The sequence below is a fragment of the Pseudomonas sp. FP2300 genome (assembly GCF_030687595.1).
Taxonomy (GTDB): Bacteria; Pseudomonadota; Gammaproteobacteria; order Pseudomonadales; family Pseudomonadaceae; genus Aquipseudomonas; species Aquipseudomonas bijieensis.
On record NZ_CP117440.1, the window covers coordinates 5,690,207 to 5,710,871 of the forward strand.

A 20,665-nucleotide genomic window follows, 5' to 3' on the forward strand; every position below is an offset into this window, starting at 1 on the left:
GCCCATAAAAAAACGACCGGCAGGAGCGCTGCCGGTCGATCATGATCATCAAGTCAGGCACAACCTGATGAAGAGAGGATTTACTGTGGGAGCAAGGCTTGCCCCACAGACAAATCCCCTCGCCACAGTTGGCTGCCAGACCTTAGCGAACCCCGGTCGAACGCAGCGCTGCTGGCGTGTAGTCGGCGGCCCTGGCTTCGAAGCCATACTCGTAGCTGTGTTTCTCTTCGTTCTTCATCCCCAGCGCGATGTAGCGACCAGCGATGATGTCGTAGAGCGCCTCCAGGGTGTAGCCCGGGTTCTGATGGTCGTAGTAGAACTGGGCATGACCTTCGGCAACACGCCACAGTTGGCCGCGACCGTCGTAGTGATCCACCAGCGCCGCCTGCCAGCTGTCCTCGTCGAAGTACATGTGGCGCTTGGCATAGATGTGCCGCTCACTCGGCTTGACCGTGCCGACCACTTCCCAGACCCGGTGCAATTCATAGCGGGTCAGGTCCTGGTTGATGTGGCCGGCCTTGATCACGTCGTCGTACTTGAGGCTTGGCGAATCGAGCTTGTAGCTGTTGTACGGGATGTACATTTCCTTCTTGCCGATCAGCTTCCAGTCGTAACGGTCCGGCGCGCCGGAAAACAGGTCAAAGTTGTCGGAAGTACGCAGACCATCGGCGGCGGTACCCGGACCGTCGTAAGCCACTTGCGGGGCGCGACGCACCCGGCGTTGGCCGGCGTTGTAGATCCAGGCCAGGCGTGGTTCCTTCACTTGGTCGAGGGTTTCATGCACCAACAGCACGTTGCCGGCCAGGCGTGCCGGAGCAGTCACCTCCTGCTTGAAATAGGTCAATACGTTGCTGGCCTTTTCCGGGTCGGCGTCCTTGATCAGGAACGGCACGGCAATTTCTTCTTCAAAGCGGATCGGTGTGAAGCTGCCATTGGTCTGCGGCGTGGCCTGGGTGATGATGCGCCGCAGGTTACCGCCGTGATAGCGGGTGACGTGGTTCCACAACACTTCCACACCATTCTTGGGAATCGGGAAGGCGTAGTAGCGGTTGCCGGTGAAATTGGCCAGGCCATTACCGTCGTTGATGGCGTTCACGTTAAGGGCGCTGCGCTTGGCCGACTCATAGATTTCCGGTGGCAAGCCGACGCTGCGATGAGTCGGGTAGACCGGGATCTTGTAGGTTTCCGGGTAACGCTTGAACATCGCGACCTGGCCTTCGGACAGTTTGTCCTTGTACTTGTCCACGGTCGCGGCGGTGATGGTGAACAGCGGTTTTTCATTGGCAAATGGGTCGGCCAAAAAGCCCTTGCTGTCCACGGCTCCGGCATTTTTCGGAATACCGCCAGTCCAGGCCGGGATCGAGCCATCGGCATTGCCGGCTTTTTCCGCGCCCAACGGCGTCAGGCTGGTGCCCAGTTTGTTCGCTTCATCCGGCGAGACCGCCGCCATCACGTTCGCGGCCAGCAGGCTCAAGGCCAGGGCACCGCATTGCAGGATCATCTTGCGCATTGGGTTTTCCTTGTCAGCCAGATCAGAAGTTCACGCCGAAGCTCAACGCGAGGAAGTCGCGGTCTTCGAGAACGTTGTAATCGCCGCCAAAAAAGTCGGTGTAGCTCAAGCTGGCGGTGTAGGTGTTGCGGTAATCGGCATCGACACCAACGCTGACCGCCTTGGCGCCTTCGTTGAACAGACCGTTGGGGCCATAGCCGGCCACGTCATGGGACCAGGACACGTTGGGCTTGAAGTTCACCCCGCCGATCACGTTGGAATAATCAAGAATCGCCCGGGCGCGATAGCCCCAGGACGTCGAGGTGACGAAGCCATCGGTGTCACCCCGGAAGCCATACTGGCCATAGACCGAATCACGGCCATAACGCAGCTTGTCCTTGGACTCCAGGCCACCGACATGCACCACCGCCGCCTCGCCGACCACGGTCAGGCGATCAGCCCCCAGCACCTGATCGAAGAAGTGCGTCAGGGTGCTCTGGACCTGGGTCACTTCCTTGCGCCGGTAACCGGTGTTGTCGGCACCCGGTGCGGTTGCGATGGGCGACGCCGCGCCACCGGCAATCGGGTTGACCAGGGCCAGGGTCAGGTCGTTGGTATTGACCTGAACCGGCGCGTTGGGACGATAGCTGACTTCCCCGGTCCACGCGGTGCCGGTGGGCAACGTCGTGGAGAAACTGGCGCCGTACAGGCGGATGTCTTCCGGGTATTCAAGATAATACCCACCACGCCCCAGCATCACACTCTGCGCCAGACCCGCACCGCTGCCAGGCGCCAGGCCGTTGGCAATCGCGACCATGCCCGGCAACGCCGCCAGCGTCGAGAGCCCCGCCGTGGTCGTCCCGACGGTAGGCGTACGGCTGTGGTAGTTCATGAAGTACAGGCCGTACTCGGTATCATCGCCGAGCCAGCGCAACGCCGTGCCCCACTGGCCGGAGTCGCGGGCGTCGCGGTCACCGCCACGGGGAATGATCACCCCTTCGCTGGAGACCTGGATCTCCTGGCCAAATGCCTGGGTCAACGGCACGAACGGCGCAATCGCCGGGCTGCCCACGGTGTAGCCAGTGGTGCAGCCATCGGCCACCACATCGTTGCCGAAGAACGTGCCGCAGTTATCCACCACGGTCTGGTCCCACTCCAACTGGTAGAAACCTTCGATAGTGAGCTTGTCGGTCAGGCCCTGGGAAGCAAACAGCATGTTCACCGGGATCAAGCCTTCCTTGATCTCCGCACCAGGGCGACGGAACGCGGACACGTCCACCGGGTTGATGCTGTTGATGGAGTTACCGATGAAGGTACTCTCCCCCCAACTGACCACCTGCTTGCCGGCGCGCACGGTGCCCGGCAAATCGGCGATGGAATAATTGTGATAGACGAAGGCATCGAGAATCTGTGCCCCCGAGGACTTGGCGCCTTCCTTGCGATTGCTGTCGCTGATGTCCTTGAACTCGCGGCCTTCATCCTTGAGTTCGAAGTCGTACCAGTACTTGCCGCGCACGAACACACCGGTGTCGCCATACTTGAGTTCGAGGTCGTGCAGGCCCTTGAAGATTTTGGAAAAGGTCTCGCCTTTCTTGAAATTCAGCCGCCCATCATCACCGGTGGAGGACTGGCCCCGGCCGCCGTTGACCGTGCCGACCAAGTCCTTGTCGGCATCGCGCATGCCCCAGCTCGCGCCCACGGACAGCGACGAATCGAACTGACCCTCGATCTCGCCAATGTTGAATGAAACGGCCTGCGCCTGGGCACAGCAACCCAAGGCCACCGCGACGGCCAGCGCCTGCGGCTTGAAGATGGCGCGCATTGTTATTGTTGTCATGCGTCTTCCCCGGTGAGTGACAGAGGCTTCACCCTACTGCCGCACGCCATGGGCGATAAGCGCACCAAGGAGGTATTCGCGCTGTACCTAAAAAGGATTACAGCCCTTGCACGGCGGGCCTTTGCGCCGTGCATGGACGGTCTGGATGATGGGTCATCAGCGCCGCGCATATTCATGCCCGGCCTGCGACTGTTACGCGCCCTGCAACGGTGCATGTCCGGATCCGGGCTGTTTCCCACCGGGCTCGATGCCTATGCTGGCCGGGCTTGCAGGGCAACGGGCCTGCAAGCCCAAGTCGTCATGGCATCCCTCATGCCTGGCGCACCGTCATTCGGATGGATTGCTTATTGGTCCATCATCCCGTGCTTAGCGACGTTGGTTTGTAGCTCCTTTGCAACGTCATGTTTAGGCCGCTGCTTTTGGCAGCGGCCTTTTTTATGTGGGGTTATTTCCAAGTTAAAATTTCTTGTTTCCTACAGTGTTGTCGGAAAGGCTCACCTGCCTGCATTTAGAGATCGAACTTATAGTTTTCCTTGGTCGCCCAGGATGGGGGACTAAGCAAATAGCCATGAACGACCGCGTGTGCTTCAAGCAATCCTGACTCTCTAATATTTGAACACTCCCTGCCGCTGATTAAGCAGCAGGGGTCACAATACCGCGCATTGATCTACCGAACCCGTAGTATTTGGCCCCTTTCCCATCAGTAGAAAACGAGATGCACCTTTTCTACCCTAAAAGACACATGGAAATTCATAGAGCGCCCAAACTATTAAAAAATCAATAACAGACATAACTGAGAAAGAATTCCTCGCCTTTGTAGTAGAAATCTCAGAGGGAAATTATCCTTCAGAAGAAGCCGATATCGAGGCAGTACTAGAATTCGAGAGAATCTCAGAACATCCCGCCGGGTCAGATTTACTATTCTATCCAGAGCCCGGTAAGGAAAGCTCAGAAGCGATAGTAAATGAGATAAAAAGCTGGCGTACTGCCAACGGAAAACCAGGCTTCAGGCAGCCCTGACCCTGTATAAATCAACGCCCTTTTGCTGCTGACAGCCCGCGCAGCAAAAGGGTTTTCTATCGCCATCATTAATAATCCTTAGCCTCTTAGCGCCCGTTCCTACAATAAAACCAGAACCCAACTACGTGCACATAAAAAATCCACTGTTACGCTGAAATCAATCGCAGCACTTCGCTTCGATTTATTGAACAGCGAGTTATCGAGAATGCAAATAAACAATACAAGCTATCGCTCAAAAAAAGGCCATAATAGTCGCGTTCGTTTTTTGGTTTTCCATTACACCGCCGGCAACTTCACATCGTCCATCAATGCACTGACTGGCCCTTCGGTCAGCGCCCATTACCTGATTCCCGACTTTTGCGATCCCACCTATTTGAAAGCAGGTTTCAAGGAACCGCAGATTTTCAACCTGGTAGACGAAAACCAGCGGGCCTGGCATGCAGGTGTAAGCAGTTGGGGGAATCGCAGCAACCTGAACGACAGCTCGATCGGCGTGGAAATTGTCAATTTGGCGACCGATAACCAGGGGCAATTTACCTTTCCGCCCTATAAGGAACAGCAAATCGAGGCGATCGAATATCTCGCGGCGGATATTCTCAAGCGCTACCCCGACATCAGCCCGGTCAACGTGGTGGCGCATTCGGACATCGCCGCCGGGCGAAAGAGTGATCCGGGTCCGATGTTCCCCTGGCACGCGTTGTATCTCAAGGGTATCGGCGCCTGGTTCGATGACACTACTCAAAAGACTTTTTTGCAGGCTTACCAAGCCAGCGGAATCCCTCTTCGCGAACAATTGCTCACACTGTTCAAAAAATATGGCTATGACACCTCGGCGGCCACGACAAGCGCGGGCTTCCAGCGCCTGGTGCGCGCCTTCCAGCTGCACTTTCGTCCGGCCAAATATGACGGTGTGATAGATATCGAGACCGCCGCGAACCTGGCGGCCCTGGTGAAAAAGTATTTTCCATGAGCACGGTTGCCGCCGCTGACGGCAACCGGCCCAGGCAATGAAGCTCAAATGGCGTGGCGTTGCAGGTTCGCCATCATTTCTTTCAAGGCTTCCAGGTTGTCGTTCGGATGCACCGCGTGCTCGAAGTCGCAGATCTGCTGCCAATGGGCGGCGACATCTTCGGGTGAAAAACCTTTGCGCGGATCGAAACCGGCCCCCAGGCTCCGCTCCCAGCGCACCTTGCCCATCCAGCCGCCGCCCACTTCGAACAGGCCGGAAGTTTCCTGACAGTTCTCACTGGCCAGGTACACCACCAGCGGGCTGACGAGTTCAGGCTTGAGTTGTTCGAATACCTGCGGCGGGATCAGGCCTTCGGTCATGCGGGTGCCTCCGGTGGGGGCGATGGCATTGACCAGGATATTGTTCTTGCGACCTTCGATGGCCAGGGTCCGCGTCAGGCCATAAAGACCGAGCTTGGCCATGCCGTAGTTGGATTGGCCGAAGTTGCCATAGATGCCAGAGGTGGAAGCGGTGAAGATTACCCGCCCGTAGTTTTGCTCACGCAGATGCGGCCAGGCGGCCCGGGTCACCTTGTAGGCGCCCTCGACGTGGACGCGATAGACCAGGTCCCAATCGGCGTCGTCCATTTTGTGGAACGTCTTGTCCCGCAGAATCCCGGCGTTATTGACCACCACATCGACGCGACCGAATGCGTCGAGGGCATTTTGTACAAGCTTGTCACCATCGGTCACCGAATCGTGGTTGGCCTCGGCGATGCCGCCCGCCTCGCGGATTTCGGCGACCACCCGATCTGCTGCCGAGGCGTTGGCCCCTTCGCCCTGGGCCGAGCCGCCAAGGTCGTTGACCAACACTTTCGCGCCTTGCCTGGCGAACAGCAGCGCATGGGCGCGTCCCAGGCCGCCGCCGGCTCCCGTGACGATCACGACTTTATCTTCGAAGCGCACAGACTCACTCATGGCAGAACTCCAGCAGGCGGACAGGACAATGGGCACGAGTGTCCGGCACAAGTGGGCCGGTCACAATCAACACGGTTGCGAGTGAATGGTGGCCGATAAGGCGGGGGGATGATGCGGGCCGAGCCACTGCGGCACATTCGATTCTTTTGCTGGCCGCAGCACCGCTATCGCGAGCAGGCTCGCTCCCACAAGGGATTTTCGGTGCCCACAAATCCGTATTCACAATTGCTTCCACCCGGGCTCGATTCCGCAAGGTATCGTCAGGAATAGGCCATTTGCCTGCGCGGCGCGGCGATGGCTTCGCGAAACGCCAGGTAATGCTTGAGCACCTGCACCGGGGCCTCGGTGTGCGGGTAATGCCCGATGTCAGGCAACAGCACCGTGTCAGGGTTGGGGATCAGGGCCTCGTAGCGCGCCACCATGTGCTCACCGGAAATCGGGTCGACCGCGCCGTCGATCACCCGCAACGGCACATCGCCGCGCTGCATCGCCTGTACCCAGCGATCGCGCTGCACACGGCGCTCGGGAATATAGCTGATGAGTTTATGCATGATCCGCGGACCGTGATGGGCTTCTACCAGGCTCCAGAAATCATCCAGTTCGCTTTCCGTGGGGCGGGTCTTGGGGCCGAAAATCTGCCGGAAACTGCTGACCAGGCTCTCCCGGGAGAACGCCCGCCCCAACAGCCAGCCCAGGGGGCTGAGCAAGAGTTTCTGGGCCAGGACCGGACGATGGGTTTCCGGGAACAGGCCACCATTGAGAAAGACACAACTGGCAAGACGGATGCGCGCTTCGTAATGCCGTGCGAGCAGCTCCTGGGCCACGCTGTCACCGTAATCGTGGGCTAGCACATGCAGTTCGTCCTTCACGCTCAGGTGCGCCAGCAAGGCCTGTTGCAGATCGGCCTGCTCCAGCAGGCTGTAGACGTGATCCGTCGGCTTGGCGGAGTCGCCGAAACCGAGCATGTCACAAGCGATCACCCGGTAGCGTTGCGCCAACGGTTGCCACAGGTAATGCCAATCCCAACTGGCGGTGGGGAAACCGTGGATCAGCAGCAACGGCTCGCCCTGCCCCGCCACCCAGTAACGGATGGCATGGCCACGGAACATGAAGATCTGGCTGCGCTGGCGCCAGATACGCAGGGGAATCTGCGCCGGAGGCATCAGCTTCTATACCCGACGTCTTGTTGATCGAGCTTGCGCAGCAAAGCCGGCCAGGCCAACGCGCCGCCCATGCCCTGGGCGCTTTTGGTCACCCCGGCGATCATCGCCCGGGCACCGGCCAAGATCTGCGGCTCGATGGCAATCAGTTCGGCCCCGCCGTTCTGGGCCAGGACCTGGATGTCACAGGCTCGTTGGAAGGTGAACATCATCAGGAAGGTATCGGCGATGGTCCCGCCACAGGTCAGCAGGCCATGGTTGTGCAGCATCAGGAAGTTGCTCTGGCCCAGGTCCGCCTGCAGGCGCGCCTTTTCTTCGTGATTCAAGGCCACCCCTTCGTAGGCGTGATAGGCCAGGCTCGAGAGCACGAACAGCGATTGCTGGCTGATCGGCAGCACCCCCTGCTTCTGTGCCGATACCGCCACGCCAGCGGCGGTGTGAGTGTGCAGCACACAGGCCACATCATGGCGCACCTCATGCACCGCGCTGTGAATGGTGTAACCGGCCGGGTTGATCTCGTAGGGGCTGTCCATCAGCTTGTTGCCGGCCTGATCGACCTTGACCAGGCACGAGGCGGTGATCTCATGGAACATCATCCCGAACGGGTTGATCAGGAAATCTTCGGTACCGGGGACCTTCGCGGAAATATGGGTGAAGATCAGGTCATCCCAACCATGCAGCGCGACAAGCCGATAACAGGCGGCAAGATCCACCCGGGTTTGCCATTCGGCCGCACTGACCTGTTCCTTGATACTGAGTGTCGTTTGGATAGGCGCTACGCTCACGGCTCTGCCCCTGTTTTCTTGTTATAGGTATCGATCGAAACGTCGTACGCAAGAAAATCAGTCTAGTCAGGTCTTTCAGAGGCGGTAGTTGCATTGGCAGCCAGCTTACTGGCCGAACGAGTCAGCGCCTGCGCTTCAAGGGCGCAACGTGTCGATCAACTCCGCGAGCCACGGCTCGGCATCGGTTTCCGGTGTGACGCTTTCACTGGCGTCCAGACGCAGCATCGGCAGTATTTCACGCACGCCCAATTCGGCGAACAGCTCGCACATCTGCTCGCCGCCGGCGCAGAAGGTATCCCCATAGCTGGCATCGCCCAGGCCGATCACCGCGCCAGGCAAGCCGCGAAAAAAACCTGGCAATTGGTCGCGGATGGTCGAATACAACGGCATCAAATTGTCCGGCAACTCACCCATGCCGGTCGTGGAAGTCACCGCCAGCAGCGCCTCTGGCGCGAATGCCTGGACATCCGCCAGGGTCGCGCGAGGGTCGTGCCAGGCGTCAAAACCCGCATCGCGAAGCAGTTTGGCGGCGTGCCGGGCGACTTCTTCGGCTGTGCCGTATACCGAGCCGGAAAGGATGGCGACTTTCATCAATCTGATCCTGAACCTGAAAAAAGAGCCGGGATAGTAACAGTTGCACCTGCCTGGCTGCGAATGGCTCTCGACAGCCATAATGGCCAGTGGACAGCCTAACGATTTCTTCTAGAATGCAGCTCCAACACGGACGTTCAAAGGGGATTTTCTCCATGATCAACGCTCAACTGATGCAACTGGTCATCAACGCTTCGAACGACGGAATTGTCATCGCCGAAAAAGAAGGCGAAGACAACATCCTGATCTACGTGAACCCGGCCTTCGAACGATTGACCGGCTATCAGCGCGACGAAATCCTTTATCAGGATTGCCGGTTCCTGCAATCGGGTGATCGGGACCAAGCCTCTCTGGAGCCTATTCGCCAGGCCTTGAAAGAGGGCGGTGCTTGCCGCGAGGTGTTGCGCAACTACCGTAAGGACGGCACGCCGTTCTGGAATGAGTTGTCGCTGTCCACGGTAAAAAACCAGACTGACGGGCATACCTATTTCGTGGGTGTGCAAAAAGATGTCACGGCCCAGGTCAAGGCTCAACAACGCGTCGCCCAGCTGGAACGGGAGCTGGCCGAAGCACGAGAGACAATTGCCCGGCTTGAAGCGACGAACGGTGTAAACAAAACCACGAATTAATGGTCAGTCACTACAATCACCAGTGAAAATGTAAATTATCATTTCGAGCAGATCATGCAGCGCGATGCCCTCCTGACGCAGGATGAACTGGATTTCATCCGCACCATGCAACACAACCCGCAGTTGAACGAGCGGGATGTCACGTCGAGCTTGCTGGTAAACGGTGGGTCGCAGATCCGTGACTTGCTGACACGTCTGGCCGCCAATGAGCAGGTTACGCTGCAAGCCAATTTCGAAAACCAGCAGATGACCTTTCCGCTGCATCTGGTGGAAGACGAATTCCATGCGATGCACCTGCGCTTGGGTGTGCCGAGCATCTACGAAGACGGACCGAAGATTCGCCCATGGCGCCTGGCGCTCGAAGAGCCGGTAGCGCTGGAAAATATCAAGGGGCAACCGGGACCGCTGTGGGTCCACGAAGTGTCCTGCAAGGGCGTATTGCTGGAAAACCGCAGTCGTGCCAAGCCGCCGAAGCAGTTTGCCTTGTGGTTCAGCCCATCGGGCTACGAGAGAATTTCGTTACGAGGCACCTTCGAACGGGAAACCGATCAAGGCCTGTTTGCCTACCATCTGAGCCAGAATGACCAGGACGAGACGGAACGCCTGCGCCAGTACATCCTGCAGCAACATCGCCTGACCCATCCAACCATGCATCTCTAACTCAAGTATCCAGGTTGCCTGCCAGAAATTGACGCAGGCGCTGGGGCATCACCGCTCCTTCGTTGCCCAGGCAACCGATTGACGAGCCCATCAGGCTTTCCTGCGCCAAGTCAGATGCATCACCGGCCAGCATCAGCGGACAATCCAGGCTCATCGCCAATTTGCCCAGGCGCTTGGGCAAGTCCGGGACCGGCGCATGATTGGAAACCAGCACCAATGCCACAGGCTGGATCTTCTGGCACACCAAGGTCAGCTCCTCGAACGGCAGGCCGATCGATAACAGCCTGACGCCCACTTCCGCCTTGGACAGGAACAGCCCCGTGACCAGCAACTCCAGCTCATGGCAATGATCGGCAATGGCGCAGACCAGGACACGCGGCGACGTACCTTCGCGCTTGAACAAGAGTCGCTGGATGATGCGCGAACGCAGGAAACCATCGAAAAACACCCATTCACTGGTTTGTCCGAACGCCTGCTGACGCTGCATCAATTGGCGCCAGAGCGGCATCAGGATGTCCTGGAATACGACCGGGACGGTGTAGGTGGAAAAGACCTGCCCGTAGACGCGATCCAGCTCCACATCGTCAAAGCAGGCCACCGCGTCCGCCACTTGTTGTTGCCAACGGGCATGATCGGCCCTGACCAGGTCGGATGAAATCAGCGTGGAGACGGGTTGCACCGACTCGGTCTTCGCCAGGATCGTTCCTACTTTGCTTACCGCCACCCCGCGTTCGATCCACGCCAGAATGCTGCGCACCTTATCAATATCGCCCAACGAGTACAGGCGATGCCCGCTTTCGGTGCGGGTAGGCTGGATCAAACCGTAGCGCCGCTCCCAGGCGCGCAGGGTCACCGGATTCACGCCGGTCATGCGCGCGACTTCACGAATGGGGAACAGATCTTCCCGTTTCAAGGCATTTGATGCCTGGAAAACAAAGCTATCTTCTGTAATCACACTCATTGGGGGAGACAATTCCGGCTGGGAAATTGGATCCCAGTTTACTCCCCCCAAGACATGTCATGACAAGGATAATGCGCGGTTTTGTTGTTTTATGCGCAATCGGGAATAATCCTTGCCTGTCTTTTGGCGACCAGACGCTACCCACCACCCCGGGGCGTCCCCCGCGAACCTCCTACCCGGAGTGCCGCGCCTGTCTTACGGAGATGCATAATGTCTACCTCACCCGTCACCCTGATGGTTGCCCGCCGCGTCGCCAATGGACGCTATCAGGATCTGATCGCCTGGTTGCGCGAAGGCGAACAACTGGCCACCGATTTTCCCGGCTACCTGGGTTCCGGCGTACTCGCGCCACCGCCCCAGGACGATGAATTCCAGATTATCTTCCGTTTTGCCGACGAGCAGACGCTGCACGCCTGGGAACACTCCGCCTCACGCACGGCCTGGCTGGGACGGGGCAGCGATCTGTTTGCCCATCCCTCCGAACACCGGGTACGTGGCATCGATGGCTGGTTTGGCACGATCGGCCAGCGTCCGCCCCGTTGGAAACAGGCCGTGGCCATCTGGCTCGCGTTCTTTCCCGTGTCGCTGTTGTTCAATTTCCTGTTGGGGCCGCTGCTGGGCGAACTGGGTTTGTTGAGCCGCGTGTTCATCAGCACGCTGATCCTGACGCCGCTGATGGTCTACCTGTTTATCCCGATGTCGACCCATCTGCTGGCGAACTGGCTCAACGGCGCGCCGCAGCGAAGGTTGCCGGCGACTCAGAATCACTGATGCTCCCACAAGACAGCACTGGATTCACCTTTGTACATAGGACACACCCTGCGGCGCTGTTATAGTTTTGCTCTTGCCGCGAACCGAGTCGTCCTATGTCCAGCGCCACCGCTCCGATCCTGATCACTGGCGCAGCCCAGCGCGTCGGCCTGCATTGCGCCCGGCGATTGCTGGAAGACGGGCAACCGGTGATTGCGACCTATCGCACCGAACGCCCGGGCGTGCAGACGCTGCGGGACCTGGGCGCGGTGATGCTGTTCGCCGACTTATCCAGCGAAGCGGGGATCCTGGCCTTTATCGAACAACTCAAGCAGCACACCGACCGGCTGCGCGCCATCGTGCACAACGCCTCGGCCTGGCTGGCCGAAAGTCCGGGCAGCGAAGCGGCGGCCCTCAACGCCATGTTCGGCGTGCACATGCTCGCGCCATACCTGATCAACCTGCACAGCGCAGAGCTACTGCAGCGTTCAACGCCGGCAGATATCGTGCACATCAGCGATGACGTGACCCGCAAGGGCAGCGCCCGGCATATCGCCTACTGCGCCACCAAGGCTGGCCTGGAAAGCCTGACACTGTCGTTCGCGGCGAAGTTCGCACCGGCGATCAAGGTCAACGGCATCGCCCCTGCCCTGCTACTGTTCAACCCCGAGGACGACGCGACTTACCGCGCCAAGGCCCTGGCCAAGTCCGCGCTGGGTATCGAACCCGGCAGCGAAGTGATCTACCAGAGCCTGCGTTATCTGCTGGACAACCCTTATGTCACCGGCACGACCCTGACCGTCAACGGCGGGCGGCACGTCAAATAGCCTTGTTTCGAGGATGCACCATGACGCTATCCCTGCCCCAGAACTACCGCGAGATCCTCATCGGCCTGGGGGAAAACCCCGAGCGCGAGGGGCTGCTCGATACCCCGGCTCGTGCCGCCAAGGCCATGCAGTACCTTTGCCATGGTTATGAACAAAGCGTCGAGCAGATCGTCAATGGCGCGCTGTTCGCCTCTGACAGCGATGAAATGATCATCGTCGCCGACATCGAACTCTATTCACTCTGCGAACATCACCTGTTGCCCTTCATCGGCAAGGCCCATGTGGCTTATATTCCTACGGGCAAGGTCCTGGGGCTGTCGAAGATCGCCCGGCTGGTGGACATGTTCGCCCGCCGCCTGCAAATCCAGGAGAACCTGACCCGGCAAATCGCCGACGCGGTGCAGCAAGTCACCCAGGCCGCTGGCGTGGCGGTGGTGATCGAGGCCCAGCACATGTGCATGATGATGCGCGGTGTCGAAAAACAGAACTCGACCATGAACACCTCGGTGATGCTCGGCGCTTTTCGCGATTCCAGCACCACGCGCCAGGAGTTCCTGCAATTGATTCGACGGAGCAAGTAAATGCCACAACTTCAGCCAGCCATGGCACGCATCAAGGTCAAGGACCTGCGTCTGCGCACCTTCATCGGGATCAACGAGGATGAAATCCTCAACAAGCAGGATGTGTTGATCAACCTGACCATCCTCTACGCCGCCCAGGAGGCGGTGCGCGACAACGACATCGACCATGCGCTGAACTACCGCACCATTACCAAGGCAATCATCGCCCACGTGGAAGGCAACCGCTTCGCCCTGCTCGAACGCCTGACCCAGGAATTGCTCGACCTGGTCATGGCCAACGAGTCGGTGCTGTACGCCGAAGTCGAAGTCGACAAGCCCCACGCCTTGCGATTCGCCGAGTCGGTGTCGATTACCCTTGCGGCAAGCCGCTGAGCGGCGCGTTTTCAGACGCAGCCCTCAAGCGGTAAGCTTGTCGTCACTGCAATCCATCCCACAGCTTGAAGCACGCCGCTTGAAGCTGTTCGTCAGAGACCATCATGAACGACCAACAACGCCTCGAGCTCGAAGCCGCCGCTTTCCGTCGGCTGGTTGCCCACCTGGACAGCCGCAAGGATGTGCAGAACATCGACCTGATGAACCTCGCCGGCTTCTGCCGCAACTGCCTGTCCAAGTGGTACAAGGCCGCCGCCGATGAACGCCAGATCGAGGTCAGCCTCGACGACGCCCGCGAAGTGGTCTATGGCATGCCGTACGCCGAGTGGAAAGCCCAATACCAGAAAGAAGCCAGCGCCGAACAACAGGCGGCGTTCGCCAAAGGAAAACCCGATGCCTGATCTCAATACCCTGCGTACCCGCCTCAAGAGCGGCGAACATGCCTTCGCCGACACCCTGGCCTTTATCGCCGCCTACTACGACTACCAGCCCCAGGCCTTCGACAACGGCGGCGTGCACAACGCCGCCGGGCAGAACGAAGGCTCGTGCAAGACCCTGGGCCTGGCCCTGCTCGAAGGCCTGAGCGATGAAGAAGCGCTGCTGGCGTTTGGCGAACACTACCGGTCGGTGCTGGCCACGCCCGAGGGCAGTGATCACGGCAATATCCGCGCGCTGATGGTCCATGGGCTGGCGGGTGTGCAATTCGAGGCGCAGCCGCTGCAACGGCGCTGATCGTCCCGCTTTTGTGACGGGGTCCGCTTTTGTGGCGAGGGAGCTTGCTCCCGCTGGGCTGCGCAGCAGCCCCAAACAGTCAAACTCAATTTGCCTGACACTCCGGGTTGCCAGGTTTCGGGACCGCTTCGCGCCCCAGCGGGAGCAAGCTCCCTCGCCACAGTGCACATCCCAAGTCAGTGGCACCTCACCACATCCCGACTTTTAAGATTGACCCGGCAACTTTATTTCGTTTGCCGCCCCCCTCTGCTCGCGGCTTAGATAACGGAAATTTCTCCTCCGTCCGAGCCGTCATCCATGAGCAGCGAAACCATCAGCCAGTCGATCTCCATCGTGCATCCCGTCAGCCTCAGCCATGGCAAAAATGCCGAGGTCTGGGACACCAACGGTAAACGCTACATCGATTTCGTCGGCGGCATCGGTGTGTTGAACCTCGGCCATTGTCATCCACGCATCGTCGAGGCGATCCGTGAACAAGCGACCCGGCTGACTCACTACGCCTTCAATGCCGCTCCCCACGCCCCCTACATTGAGTTGATGGAGCGCCTGGCGACGTTTGTCCCGGTGGATTACCCGGTCAGCGGCATGCTCACCAACAGCGGCGCCGAGGCGGCAGAAAACGCCTTGAAGATCGTGCGTGGTGCCACGGGCCGTACCGCTGTGATCGCGTTTGACGGTGCTTTTCACGGCCGCACCCTGGCGACCCTCAACCTCAACGGCAAGGTCGCGCCCTACAAACAGAAAGTCGGCGTATTGCCCGGGCCGGTGTATCACCTGCCCTACCCCAGCCAGGACAACGGCGTAACCTGCGAAGAGGCCTTGAAGGCCATGGAGCGGCTGTTCAGCGTCGAGATCGATGTGAGTGACGTGGCCTGTTTCATTGTCGAACCGGTGCAGGGCGAAGCCGGCTTCCTGGCGATGGACATAGCCTTCGCCCAGGCCCTGCGACAGTTCTGCGACGAGAAGGGCATTGCGCTGATCATCGATGAGATCCAGTCCGGCTTCGGCCGCACCGGCCAACGCTTTGCGTTCTCGCGACTGGGCATCGAACCAGACCTGATTCTGCTGGGCAAAAGTATTGCCGGCGGCGTGCCTCTGGGGGCTGTGGTGGGACGCAAGGCGCTGCTGGACAACCTGCCCAAGGGCGGCCTGGGCGGCACTTATTCCGGCAACCCCATCGCCTGCGCCGCCGCCCTGGCGACCCTGGATGAAATGACCGACGCCAACCTGCACGCCTGGGGCTCGCAACAGGAAGAGGCGATCGTCAGCCGCTACGAATCCTGGCGGCGTCGTGGGCTAACGCCCTACCTCGGCCGCCTGACCGGCGTCGGCGCGATGCGCGGTATAGAACTGGCCCACGCCGACGGCACACCGGCCTCGGCACAACTGACGCAGTTGCTGGCCCTGGCACGGGAGTCGGGCTTGCTGCTGATGCCCAGTGGTAAATCGCGGCATATCATTCGGCTGCTGGCGCCGTTGACGACCGAGGCGGCGGTGCTGGAAGAGGGCTTGGATATTCTGGAAGCGTGCCTGGCTAAGTTGGCCTGAAATGCGGTGTTTCTGATCACACCAAAAACTTGTGGGAGCGGGCTTGCTCGCGAATGCGGGGGATCAGCCAGCACAGTGTTGACTGACACACCGCATTCGCGAGCAAGCCCGCTCCCACAGGTTTGCGTGGAGCCTAAGTAAAAAAACCGGCCGAAGCCGGTTTTTTTATGCGGATGGATCAGAACGAAGCGTTCTGCAGGCCATCCAGGTAGCGCTCGGTGTCCAGGGCCGCCATGCAGCCGGCGCCGGCCGAGGTGATGGCTTGGCGGTAGACGTGGTCAGCCACGTCGCCGGCCGCGAAGATACCTTCGACGCTGGTAGCGGTAGCGTTACCGTCGCGCCCACCCTTGACCACCAGGTAGCCGTCCTTGAGTTCCAGCTGGCCTTCGAACAGCGAGGTGTTCGGGGTGTGGCCGATGGCGATGAAGACGCCGTCAACCTTGATCTCGTCAAAGCTGCCGTCGTTGTTTTTCAGGCGGGCACCGGTCACGCCCATGTTGTCGCCCAGCACTTCGTCCAGGGTCGCGTTGAGCTTGAGGATGATCTTGCCTTCGGCCACGCGGGCATTGAGCTTGTCGATCAGGATCTTCTCGGCGCGGAAGGTTTCGCGACGGTGGATCAGGGTGACCGTGCTGGCGATGTTCGCCAGGTACAGCGCTTCCTCGACCGCGGTGTTGCCGCCACCGACCACTGCCACTGGCTTGTTGCGGTAGAAGAAACCGTCGCAGGTGGCGCAGGCGGAAACACCTTTGCCCATGAAGGCTTCTTCCGACGGCAGGCCCAGGTAACGAGCGCTGGCACCGGTGGCGATGATCAGGGCATCGCAGGTGTAGGTCGCGCTGTCGCCGGTCAGGGTGTAGGGCTTGGCGGCGAAATCCACGGCATTGATGTGGTCGAAAACGATTTCGGTCTCGAAACGCTCGGCGTGTTCTTTCATGCGCTCCATCAGCGCCGGGCCGGTCAGGCCGTGGACGTCGCCCGGCCAGTTGTCGACTTCGGTGGTGGTGGTCAATTGACCGCCGGCCTGCATGCCGGTGATCAGCAGCGGCTTGAGGTTGGCACGGGCCGCATAAACCGCAGCGCTGTAACCGGCAGGGCCGGAACCGAGAATAATCACTCGCGAATGACGCACTTCAGACATGACCTGCTCCTGTTGACCGGACCTTGAGGGCCGGAACGCCGGGTGAGCGGCGTGAATAAAAAAGGACCGTTGACGCACTTGGGGAAGGCTGGTTTCGACAGTCCTGAAAAAGAATGGGTGCAGCGTATCGAGGGAGCGAAGATTAAGGAAATACGGTTTAACAATCCAGCTCATAGGTGAGCTCTATGCCCAGCGGTCCTTCCAATAGGCGCCTTCAGCGCAAGAAACGTTGTTACACGCCATGTCGCCGCTTTCCCAGGCGGGGCAAAGCCGGTAAGGTCGGCGCGTTCACCTTCGCTCGGAGCCACCTATGCCCGCCCCCGTCCTGTCCGGCCCGCAATATTTGCGAGAAGGCCTCAAGCTGGTCTTGAGCCCGGGCCTGCGCCTGTTCGTGCTCTTGCCCCTGGCGATCAACCTGGTGCTGTTCGTCGGCTTGATTTACCTGGCCGGCCATCAGTTCAGCCTGTGGGTCGATACGCTGATGCCGTCGCTGCCGGACTGGCTGAGTTTCCTCAGCTACATTCTCTGGCCGCTGTTCGTGGTGCTCGTCGTACTGATGGTGTTTTTCACCTTCACCATGCTCGCCAACATCATCGCCGCACCGTTCAACGGTTTTCTCGCGGAGAAAGTCGAAGTGGTCGTCCGCGGCACAGACGACTTCCCGGCGTTCAGTTGGGGCGAGTTGATCGCCATGATCCCGCGTACCCTTGGCCGGGAAGCGCGCAAGCTTGGCTACTTCCTGCCCCGTGCCCTGGGGCTGTTCGTGCTGTCGTTCATCCCTGTGGTCAACCTGGTGGCGGCACCGCTGTGGCTGCTGTTCGGCGTGTGGATGATGGCGATCCAGTACATCGACTACCCGGCGGACAACCACAAGCTGGGCTGGAACGAGATGCTCGCCTGGCTGCGGGAAAAACGCTGGCAGAGCCTGGGCTTTGGCGGCAGCGTGTACCTGGTGCTGCTGATCCCGGTGGTGAACATCCTGATGATGCCGGCGGCGGTGGCTGGGGCGACGTTGTTCTGGGTGCGCGAGCAAGGCGCCGAGACCGCGTTGGCCCGGCAGGGCTGAGTCGGTCACAAATCCATCATCCTGGCGTCACAATGACGAAATGGCCCCGGTCGACACTGGGGTCATGACCACACCCCTGCACATTACCCTGATCACTGAAACCTTCCCGCCGGAAATCAATGGCGTGGCCAATACCCTGGGCCGCCTGTACGACGGCCTGCGTGCCCGTGGGCATCAAGTCGAACTGATACGGCCTCGCCAGGTCGACGACCGACGCCAGGCCAGTGACGAGCAGTTGCTGCTGTGCCGGGGCTGGCCGCTACCGGGCTATCCGGGTTTGCAATGGGGCCAGGCGTCCATGCACAAACTGCTCAGGCGCTGGAAACGCCATCGTCCGGACGTACTGTACATCGCCACCGAAGGGCCGCTGGGTTTGTCGGCACTGCGCGCGGCACGACGCCTGGGCATCTCGGTGGTCAGTGGTTTCCACACCAACTTCCAGCAATACACCCAGCAGTACGGCCTCGGGCTGTTGAGTCGCGGGCTCACCCATTACCTGCGCTGGTTTCACAACCGCTCCAGCCTGACCTTGGTGCCCAGCCTCAGCCAGCGCCTGGAACTGGAGCGACGCCACTTCGAGCGCGTGGCACTGCTGTCTCGCGGCGTGGACAGTCAACTGTTCCATCCGATCAAGCGTTCAGCGAGCCTGCGTGAGGCGTGGGGCCTGGGCGACGACGACATCGCCGTGATCCATGTCGGACGCCTGGCACCAGAGAAAAACCTCGGGTTGCTCAAGCGCTGTTTCGCCACACTGTGCAGCGCTTTCCCGCAGCGACGGATGAAACTGGTGGTGGTCGGCGACGGCCCGCAAAGGTCCGCGCTGGAGCAGGAACTGCCTGAAGCGATCTTTTGTGGCTCGCAACGCGGCGAAGCGCTGGCCAGCCATTATGCGTCCGGGGATGTGTTTGTCTTTCCGAGCCTGACCGAAACCTTCGGCAACGTGGTGTTGGAGGCGCTGGCGTCCGGGCTGGGCGTGGTGGCCTACGATCAGGCCGCGGCGGCGCAACACATCCGTCATGGTTACAACGGCGTACTTGCAATGCCGGGGGATGAAGAAGCCTTCTGCGACGCGGCCCGCTGGTTGCTGGATGAGCGCGAGGCCTTACGGTGCGTGCGGCTCAATGCCCGCCAACACGCCAGCCGCCAGGGCTGGGCGTCGGTGATCGAGCAGTTCGAGGCGCAGTTGCGCGGGGTTTGTCAGAGCGAACTGCCGTTGCCACAAGCAGTATCACCACGCTGAAAAGCATCGCGGGCAAGCCTTGCTCCCACATGGGACTTCAGTGAACACATTACTTGTGAACAGCTGATAATCCTGTGGGAGCAAGGCTTGCCCGCGATGAGGCCCTGGAAGGCGCCGCTTAAACCAGGGTCATCAACGCCTCACGACTGAATGGCAAGATCTCCTGCTCGCGCCCCTCACGCACTTTTTGCGCCCAGTCCGGATCCACCAGCAGCGCGCGCCCCACCGCCACCAGGTCGAACTCATCATTGTTCAGGCGCTCCAGCAGCTTCTCCAGGCTGGCCGGTTGCGCGACTTTGTCGGTGTTGACCATGAACTGCAGGAACTCGCCATCCAGGCCGACGCTGCCGACAGTGATGGTGGGCTTGCCGGTGAGTTTGCGGGTCCAGCCGGCCAGGTTCAGTTCGGAACCGTCGAACTCCGGCTCCCAGAAGCGCCGTGTCGAGCAATGGAAAATATCCACGCCGGCGTCGGACAACGGCTTGAGGAATTCGCCCAGGGCTTCGGGGCTCTGCACCAGGCGCGCGGTGTAATCCTGCTGCTTCCATTGGGAGAACCGGAAAATGATCGGGAAACCCTCGCCCACCGCGGCGCGCACGGCACGGATCAATTCGATCGCAAAGCGCGAGCGGTTGGCCAGGGTGCCGCCGTAACCGTCGGTACGCTGGTTGCTGCCTTCCCAGAAGAACTGGTCCACCAGGTAGCCGTGGGCACCGTGGATTTCCACGCCGTCCATGCCGATGCCCTGGGCATCTTTTGCCGCTTGGGCAAACGCAGCGATGACCTCGTCGATATCGGTCTGGGTCATGCCGTGGACCACCACCTGGCCGTCCTTGAGTTTCTCGCTCGGGCCATAACCCGGCACGCTGGCATCCGGCTCGATGCCAAGGCGGCGCACGTTGCCCACATGCCACAACTGCGGAACGATCTTGCCGCCTTCGGCGTGCACTGCATCCACCACTTTCTTCCAGCCGGCCAAAGCCGCATCGCCATAGAAATGCGGCACGTTCGGGTAGCCGTTGGAAGCCTTGTGCCCGACCGTCGTGCCCTCGGTGATGATCAGGCCGACCCCAGCCGCCGCGCGGCGACGGTAATACTCGACCACCTTGGCATTGGGTACGCCACCGGGCGAAAAGGAACGGGTCATCGGCGCCATCACCACCCGGGTCGACAACTCGAACGCGCCGAGGTGGAAAGGTTTGAACAGGGCTTTTGCAGGCATGAGGCACTCCACGGGACGAAGTCACAGGTCGGATATGACGACGATAATATGGAGCATGGACAGCGCTGGGTAGCACTATTGATTTGAATGATTAAGGATCAAAAGGGAGCAGTGAGGCGATGGCTCAA

The 20,665-nt window shown here is 60.1% G+C and carries 22 protein-coding genes; 13 read left to right on the forward strand and 9 right to left on the reverse strand.

The window, feature by feature from the left end:
* Positions 1-142 precede the first annotated feature (142 nt).
* Positions 143-1,510, reverse strand: coding sequence for a DUF1329 domain-containing protein (locus PSH86_RS25240; RefSeq protein ID WP_109754862.1), 1,368 nt, complete (start codon positions 1,508-1,510; stop codon positions 143-145).
* Between the two features lie 22 nt (positions 1,511-1,532).
* Positions 1,533-3,326 (reverse strand): DUF1302 domain-containing protein, encoded by a 1,794-nt coding sequence (locus PSH86_RS25245; protein WP_109754863.1) that lies wholly within the window; start codon positions 3,324-3,326, stop codon positions 1,533-1,535.
* A gap of 825 nt (positions 3,327-4,151) precedes the next feature.
* On the opposite strand from PSH86_RS25245, the gene PSH86_RS25250 reads away from it, so the two are divergent.
* Positions 4,152-4,346, forward strand: coding sequence for a bacteriocin immunity protein (locus PSH86_RS25250; protein ID WP_370873832.1), 195 nt, complete (start codon positions 4,152-4,154; stop codon positions 4,344-4,346).
* Between the two features lie 205 nt (positions 4,347-4,551).
* Positions 4,552-5,316 (forward strand): N-acetylmuramoyl-L-alanine amidase, encoded by a 765-nt coding sequence (locus PSH86_RS25255; RefSeq protein ID WP_163856762.1) that lies wholly within the window; start codon positions 4,552-4,554, stop codon positions 5,314-5,316.
* Positions 5,317-5,360: 44 nt separating this feature from the next.
* Here PSH86_RS25255 and PSH86_RS25260 read toward each other — a convergent pair whose 3' ends face one another.
* The 4 genes from PSH86_RS25260 to PSH86_RS25275 form a co-directional block, all read right to left on the reverse strand.
* Positions 5,361-6,272, reverse strand: a complete 912-nt coding sequence (locus PSH86_RS25260) for an SDR family oxidoreductase (RefSeq protein ID WP_109754865.1) — start codon at positions 6,270-6,272, stop codon at positions 5,361-5,363.
* 260 nt (positions 6,273-6,532) lie between these two features.
* Positions 6,533-7,435, reverse strand: coding sequence for an alpha/beta fold hydrolase (locus PSH86_RS25265; protein ID WP_305485674.1), 903 nt, complete (start codon positions 7,433-7,435; stop codon positions 6,533-6,535).
* Entirely contained in the window at positions 7,435-8,217 is a 783-nt protein-coding gene (locus PSH86_RS25270; protein WP_163856760.1) for a class II aldolase/adducin family protein, read from the reverse strand. The genes PSH86_RS25265 and PSH86_RS25270 overlap by 1 nt, the downstream gene beginning before the upstream one ends.
* A gap of 135 nt (positions 8,218-8,352) precedes the next feature.
* A complete protein-coding gene (locus PSH86_RS25275) occupies positions 8,353-8,808 on the reverse strand; it encodes a flavodoxin (RefSeq protein ID WP_109754868.1) in 456 nt (151 codons plus the stop codon).
* Positions 8,809-8,963: 155 nt separating this feature from the next.
* Between PSH86_RS25275 and PSH86_RS25280 the strand changes: the two genes are divergently transcribed.
* Entirely contained in the window at positions 8,964-9,437 is a 474-nt protein-coding gene (locus PSH86_RS25280; protein ID WP_212801435.1) for a PAS domain-containing protein, read from the forward strand.
* 54 nt (positions 9,438-9,491) lie between these two features.
* A complete protein-coding gene (locus PSH86_RS25285; protein ID WP_109754870.1) occupies positions 9,492-10,097 on the forward strand; it encodes a hypothetical protein in 606 nt (201 codons plus the stop codon).
* A gap of 1 nt (position 10,098) precedes the next feature.
* Here the strand turns inward: PSH86_RS25285 and PSH86_RS25290 are convergent, their stop codons facing one another.
* Entirely contained in the window at positions 10,099-11,058 is a 960-nt protein-coding gene (locus tag PSH86_RS25290; protein ID WP_163856757.1) for a MerR family transcriptional regulator, read from the reverse strand.
* Positions 11,059-11,268: 210 nt separating this feature from the next.
* On the opposite strand from PSH86_RS25290, the gene PSH86_RS25295 reads away from it, so the two are divergent.
* The 7 genes from PSH86_RS25295 to PSH86_RS25325 all read left to right on the forward strand — a co-directional run bounded on the left by PSH86_RS25295 (position 11,269) and on the right by PSH86_RS25325 (position 15,868).
* On the forward strand, positions 11,269-11,829 hold the full coding sequence (locus PSH86_RS25295; RefSeq protein WP_116833425.1) for an antibiotic biosynthesis monooxygenase: 561 nt from the start codon (positions 11,269-11,271) through the stop codon (positions 11,827-11,829).
* Between the two features lie 95 nt (positions 11,830-11,924).
* Positions 11,925-12,635 (forward strand): dihydromonapterin reductase, encoded by a 711-nt coding sequence (folM, locus tag PSH86_RS25300; RefSeq protein WP_116833426.1) that lies wholly within the window; start codon positions 11,925-11,927, stop codon positions 12,633-12,635.
* Positions 12,636-12,655: 20 nt separating this feature from the next.
* Positions 12,656-13,216 (forward strand): GTP cyclohydrolase I FolE, encoded by a 561-nt coding sequence (gene folE / locus PSH86_RS25305; RefSeq protein WP_109754874.1) that lies wholly within the window; start codon positions 12,656-12,658, stop codon positions 13,214-13,216.
* On the forward strand, positions 13,217-13,588 hold the full coding sequence (folX, locus tag PSH86_RS25310) for a dihydroneopterin triphosphate 2'-epimerase (protein WP_003178065.1): 372 nt from the start codon (positions 13,217-13,219) through the stop codon (positions 13,586-13,588).
* Positions 13,589-13,692: 104 nt separating this feature from the next.
* The gene (locus PSH86_RS25315; RefSeq protein ID WP_063324421.1) at positions 13,693-13,989 is read left to right on the forward strand and encodes a DUF1244 domain-containing protein; all 297 of its coding nucleotides are present in this window, start codon (positions 13,693-13,695) and stop codon (positions 13,987-13,989) included.
* Complete coding sequence (locus PSH86_RS25320) at positions 13,982-14,320, forward strand: HopJ type III effector protein (RefSeq protein ID WP_305485688.1); 339 nt, start codon at positions 13,982-13,984, stop codon at positions 14,318-14,320. Before PSH86_RS25315 ends, PSH86_RS25320 begins: the two co-directional genes overlap by 8 nt.
* 297 nt (positions 14,321-14,617) lie before the next feature.
* A complete protein-coding gene (locus tag PSH86_RS25325) occupies positions 14,618-15,868 on the forward strand; it encodes an aspartate aminotransferase family protein (protein WP_305485691.1) in 1,251 nt (416 codons plus the stop codon).
* Positions 15,869-16,046: 178 nt separating this feature from the next.
* On the opposite strand, the gene trxB is transcribed toward PSH86_RS25325, so the two are convergent.
* A complete protein-coding gene (trxB, locus tag PSH86_RS25330; protein ID WP_003205459.1) occupies positions 16,047-17,009 on the reverse strand; it encodes a thioredoxin-disulfide reductase in 963 nt (320 codons plus the stop codon).
* Positions 17,010-17,319: 310 nt separating this feature from the next.
* On the opposite strand from trxB, the gene cysZ reads away from it, so the two are divergent.
* Positions 17,320-18,075, forward strand: coding sequence for a sulfate transporter CysZ (cysZ, locus tag PSH86_RS25335; protein ID WP_109754877.1), 756 nt, complete (start codon positions 17,320-17,322; stop codon positions 18,073-18,075).
* 40 nt (positions 18,076-18,115) lie between these two features.
* A complete protein-coding gene (locus PSH86_RS25340; protein WP_116833429.1) occupies positions 18,116-19,315 on the forward strand; it encodes a glycosyltransferase family 1 protein in 1,200 nt (399 codons plus the stop codon).
* A gap of 118 nt (positions 19,316-19,433) precedes the next feature.
* Here the strand turns inward: PSH86_RS25340 and PSH86_RS25345 are convergent, their stop codons facing one another.
* Positions 19,434-20,537 carry an NADH:flavin oxidoreductase gene (locus PSH86_RS25345; protein WP_305485695.1) on the reverse strand — a complete coding sequence of 368 codons (1,104 nt, stop codon included), beginning with the start codon at positions 20,535-20,537 and terminating at the stop codon, positions 19,434-19,436.
* Between the last annotated feature and the right edge of the window lie 128 nt (positions 20,538-20,665).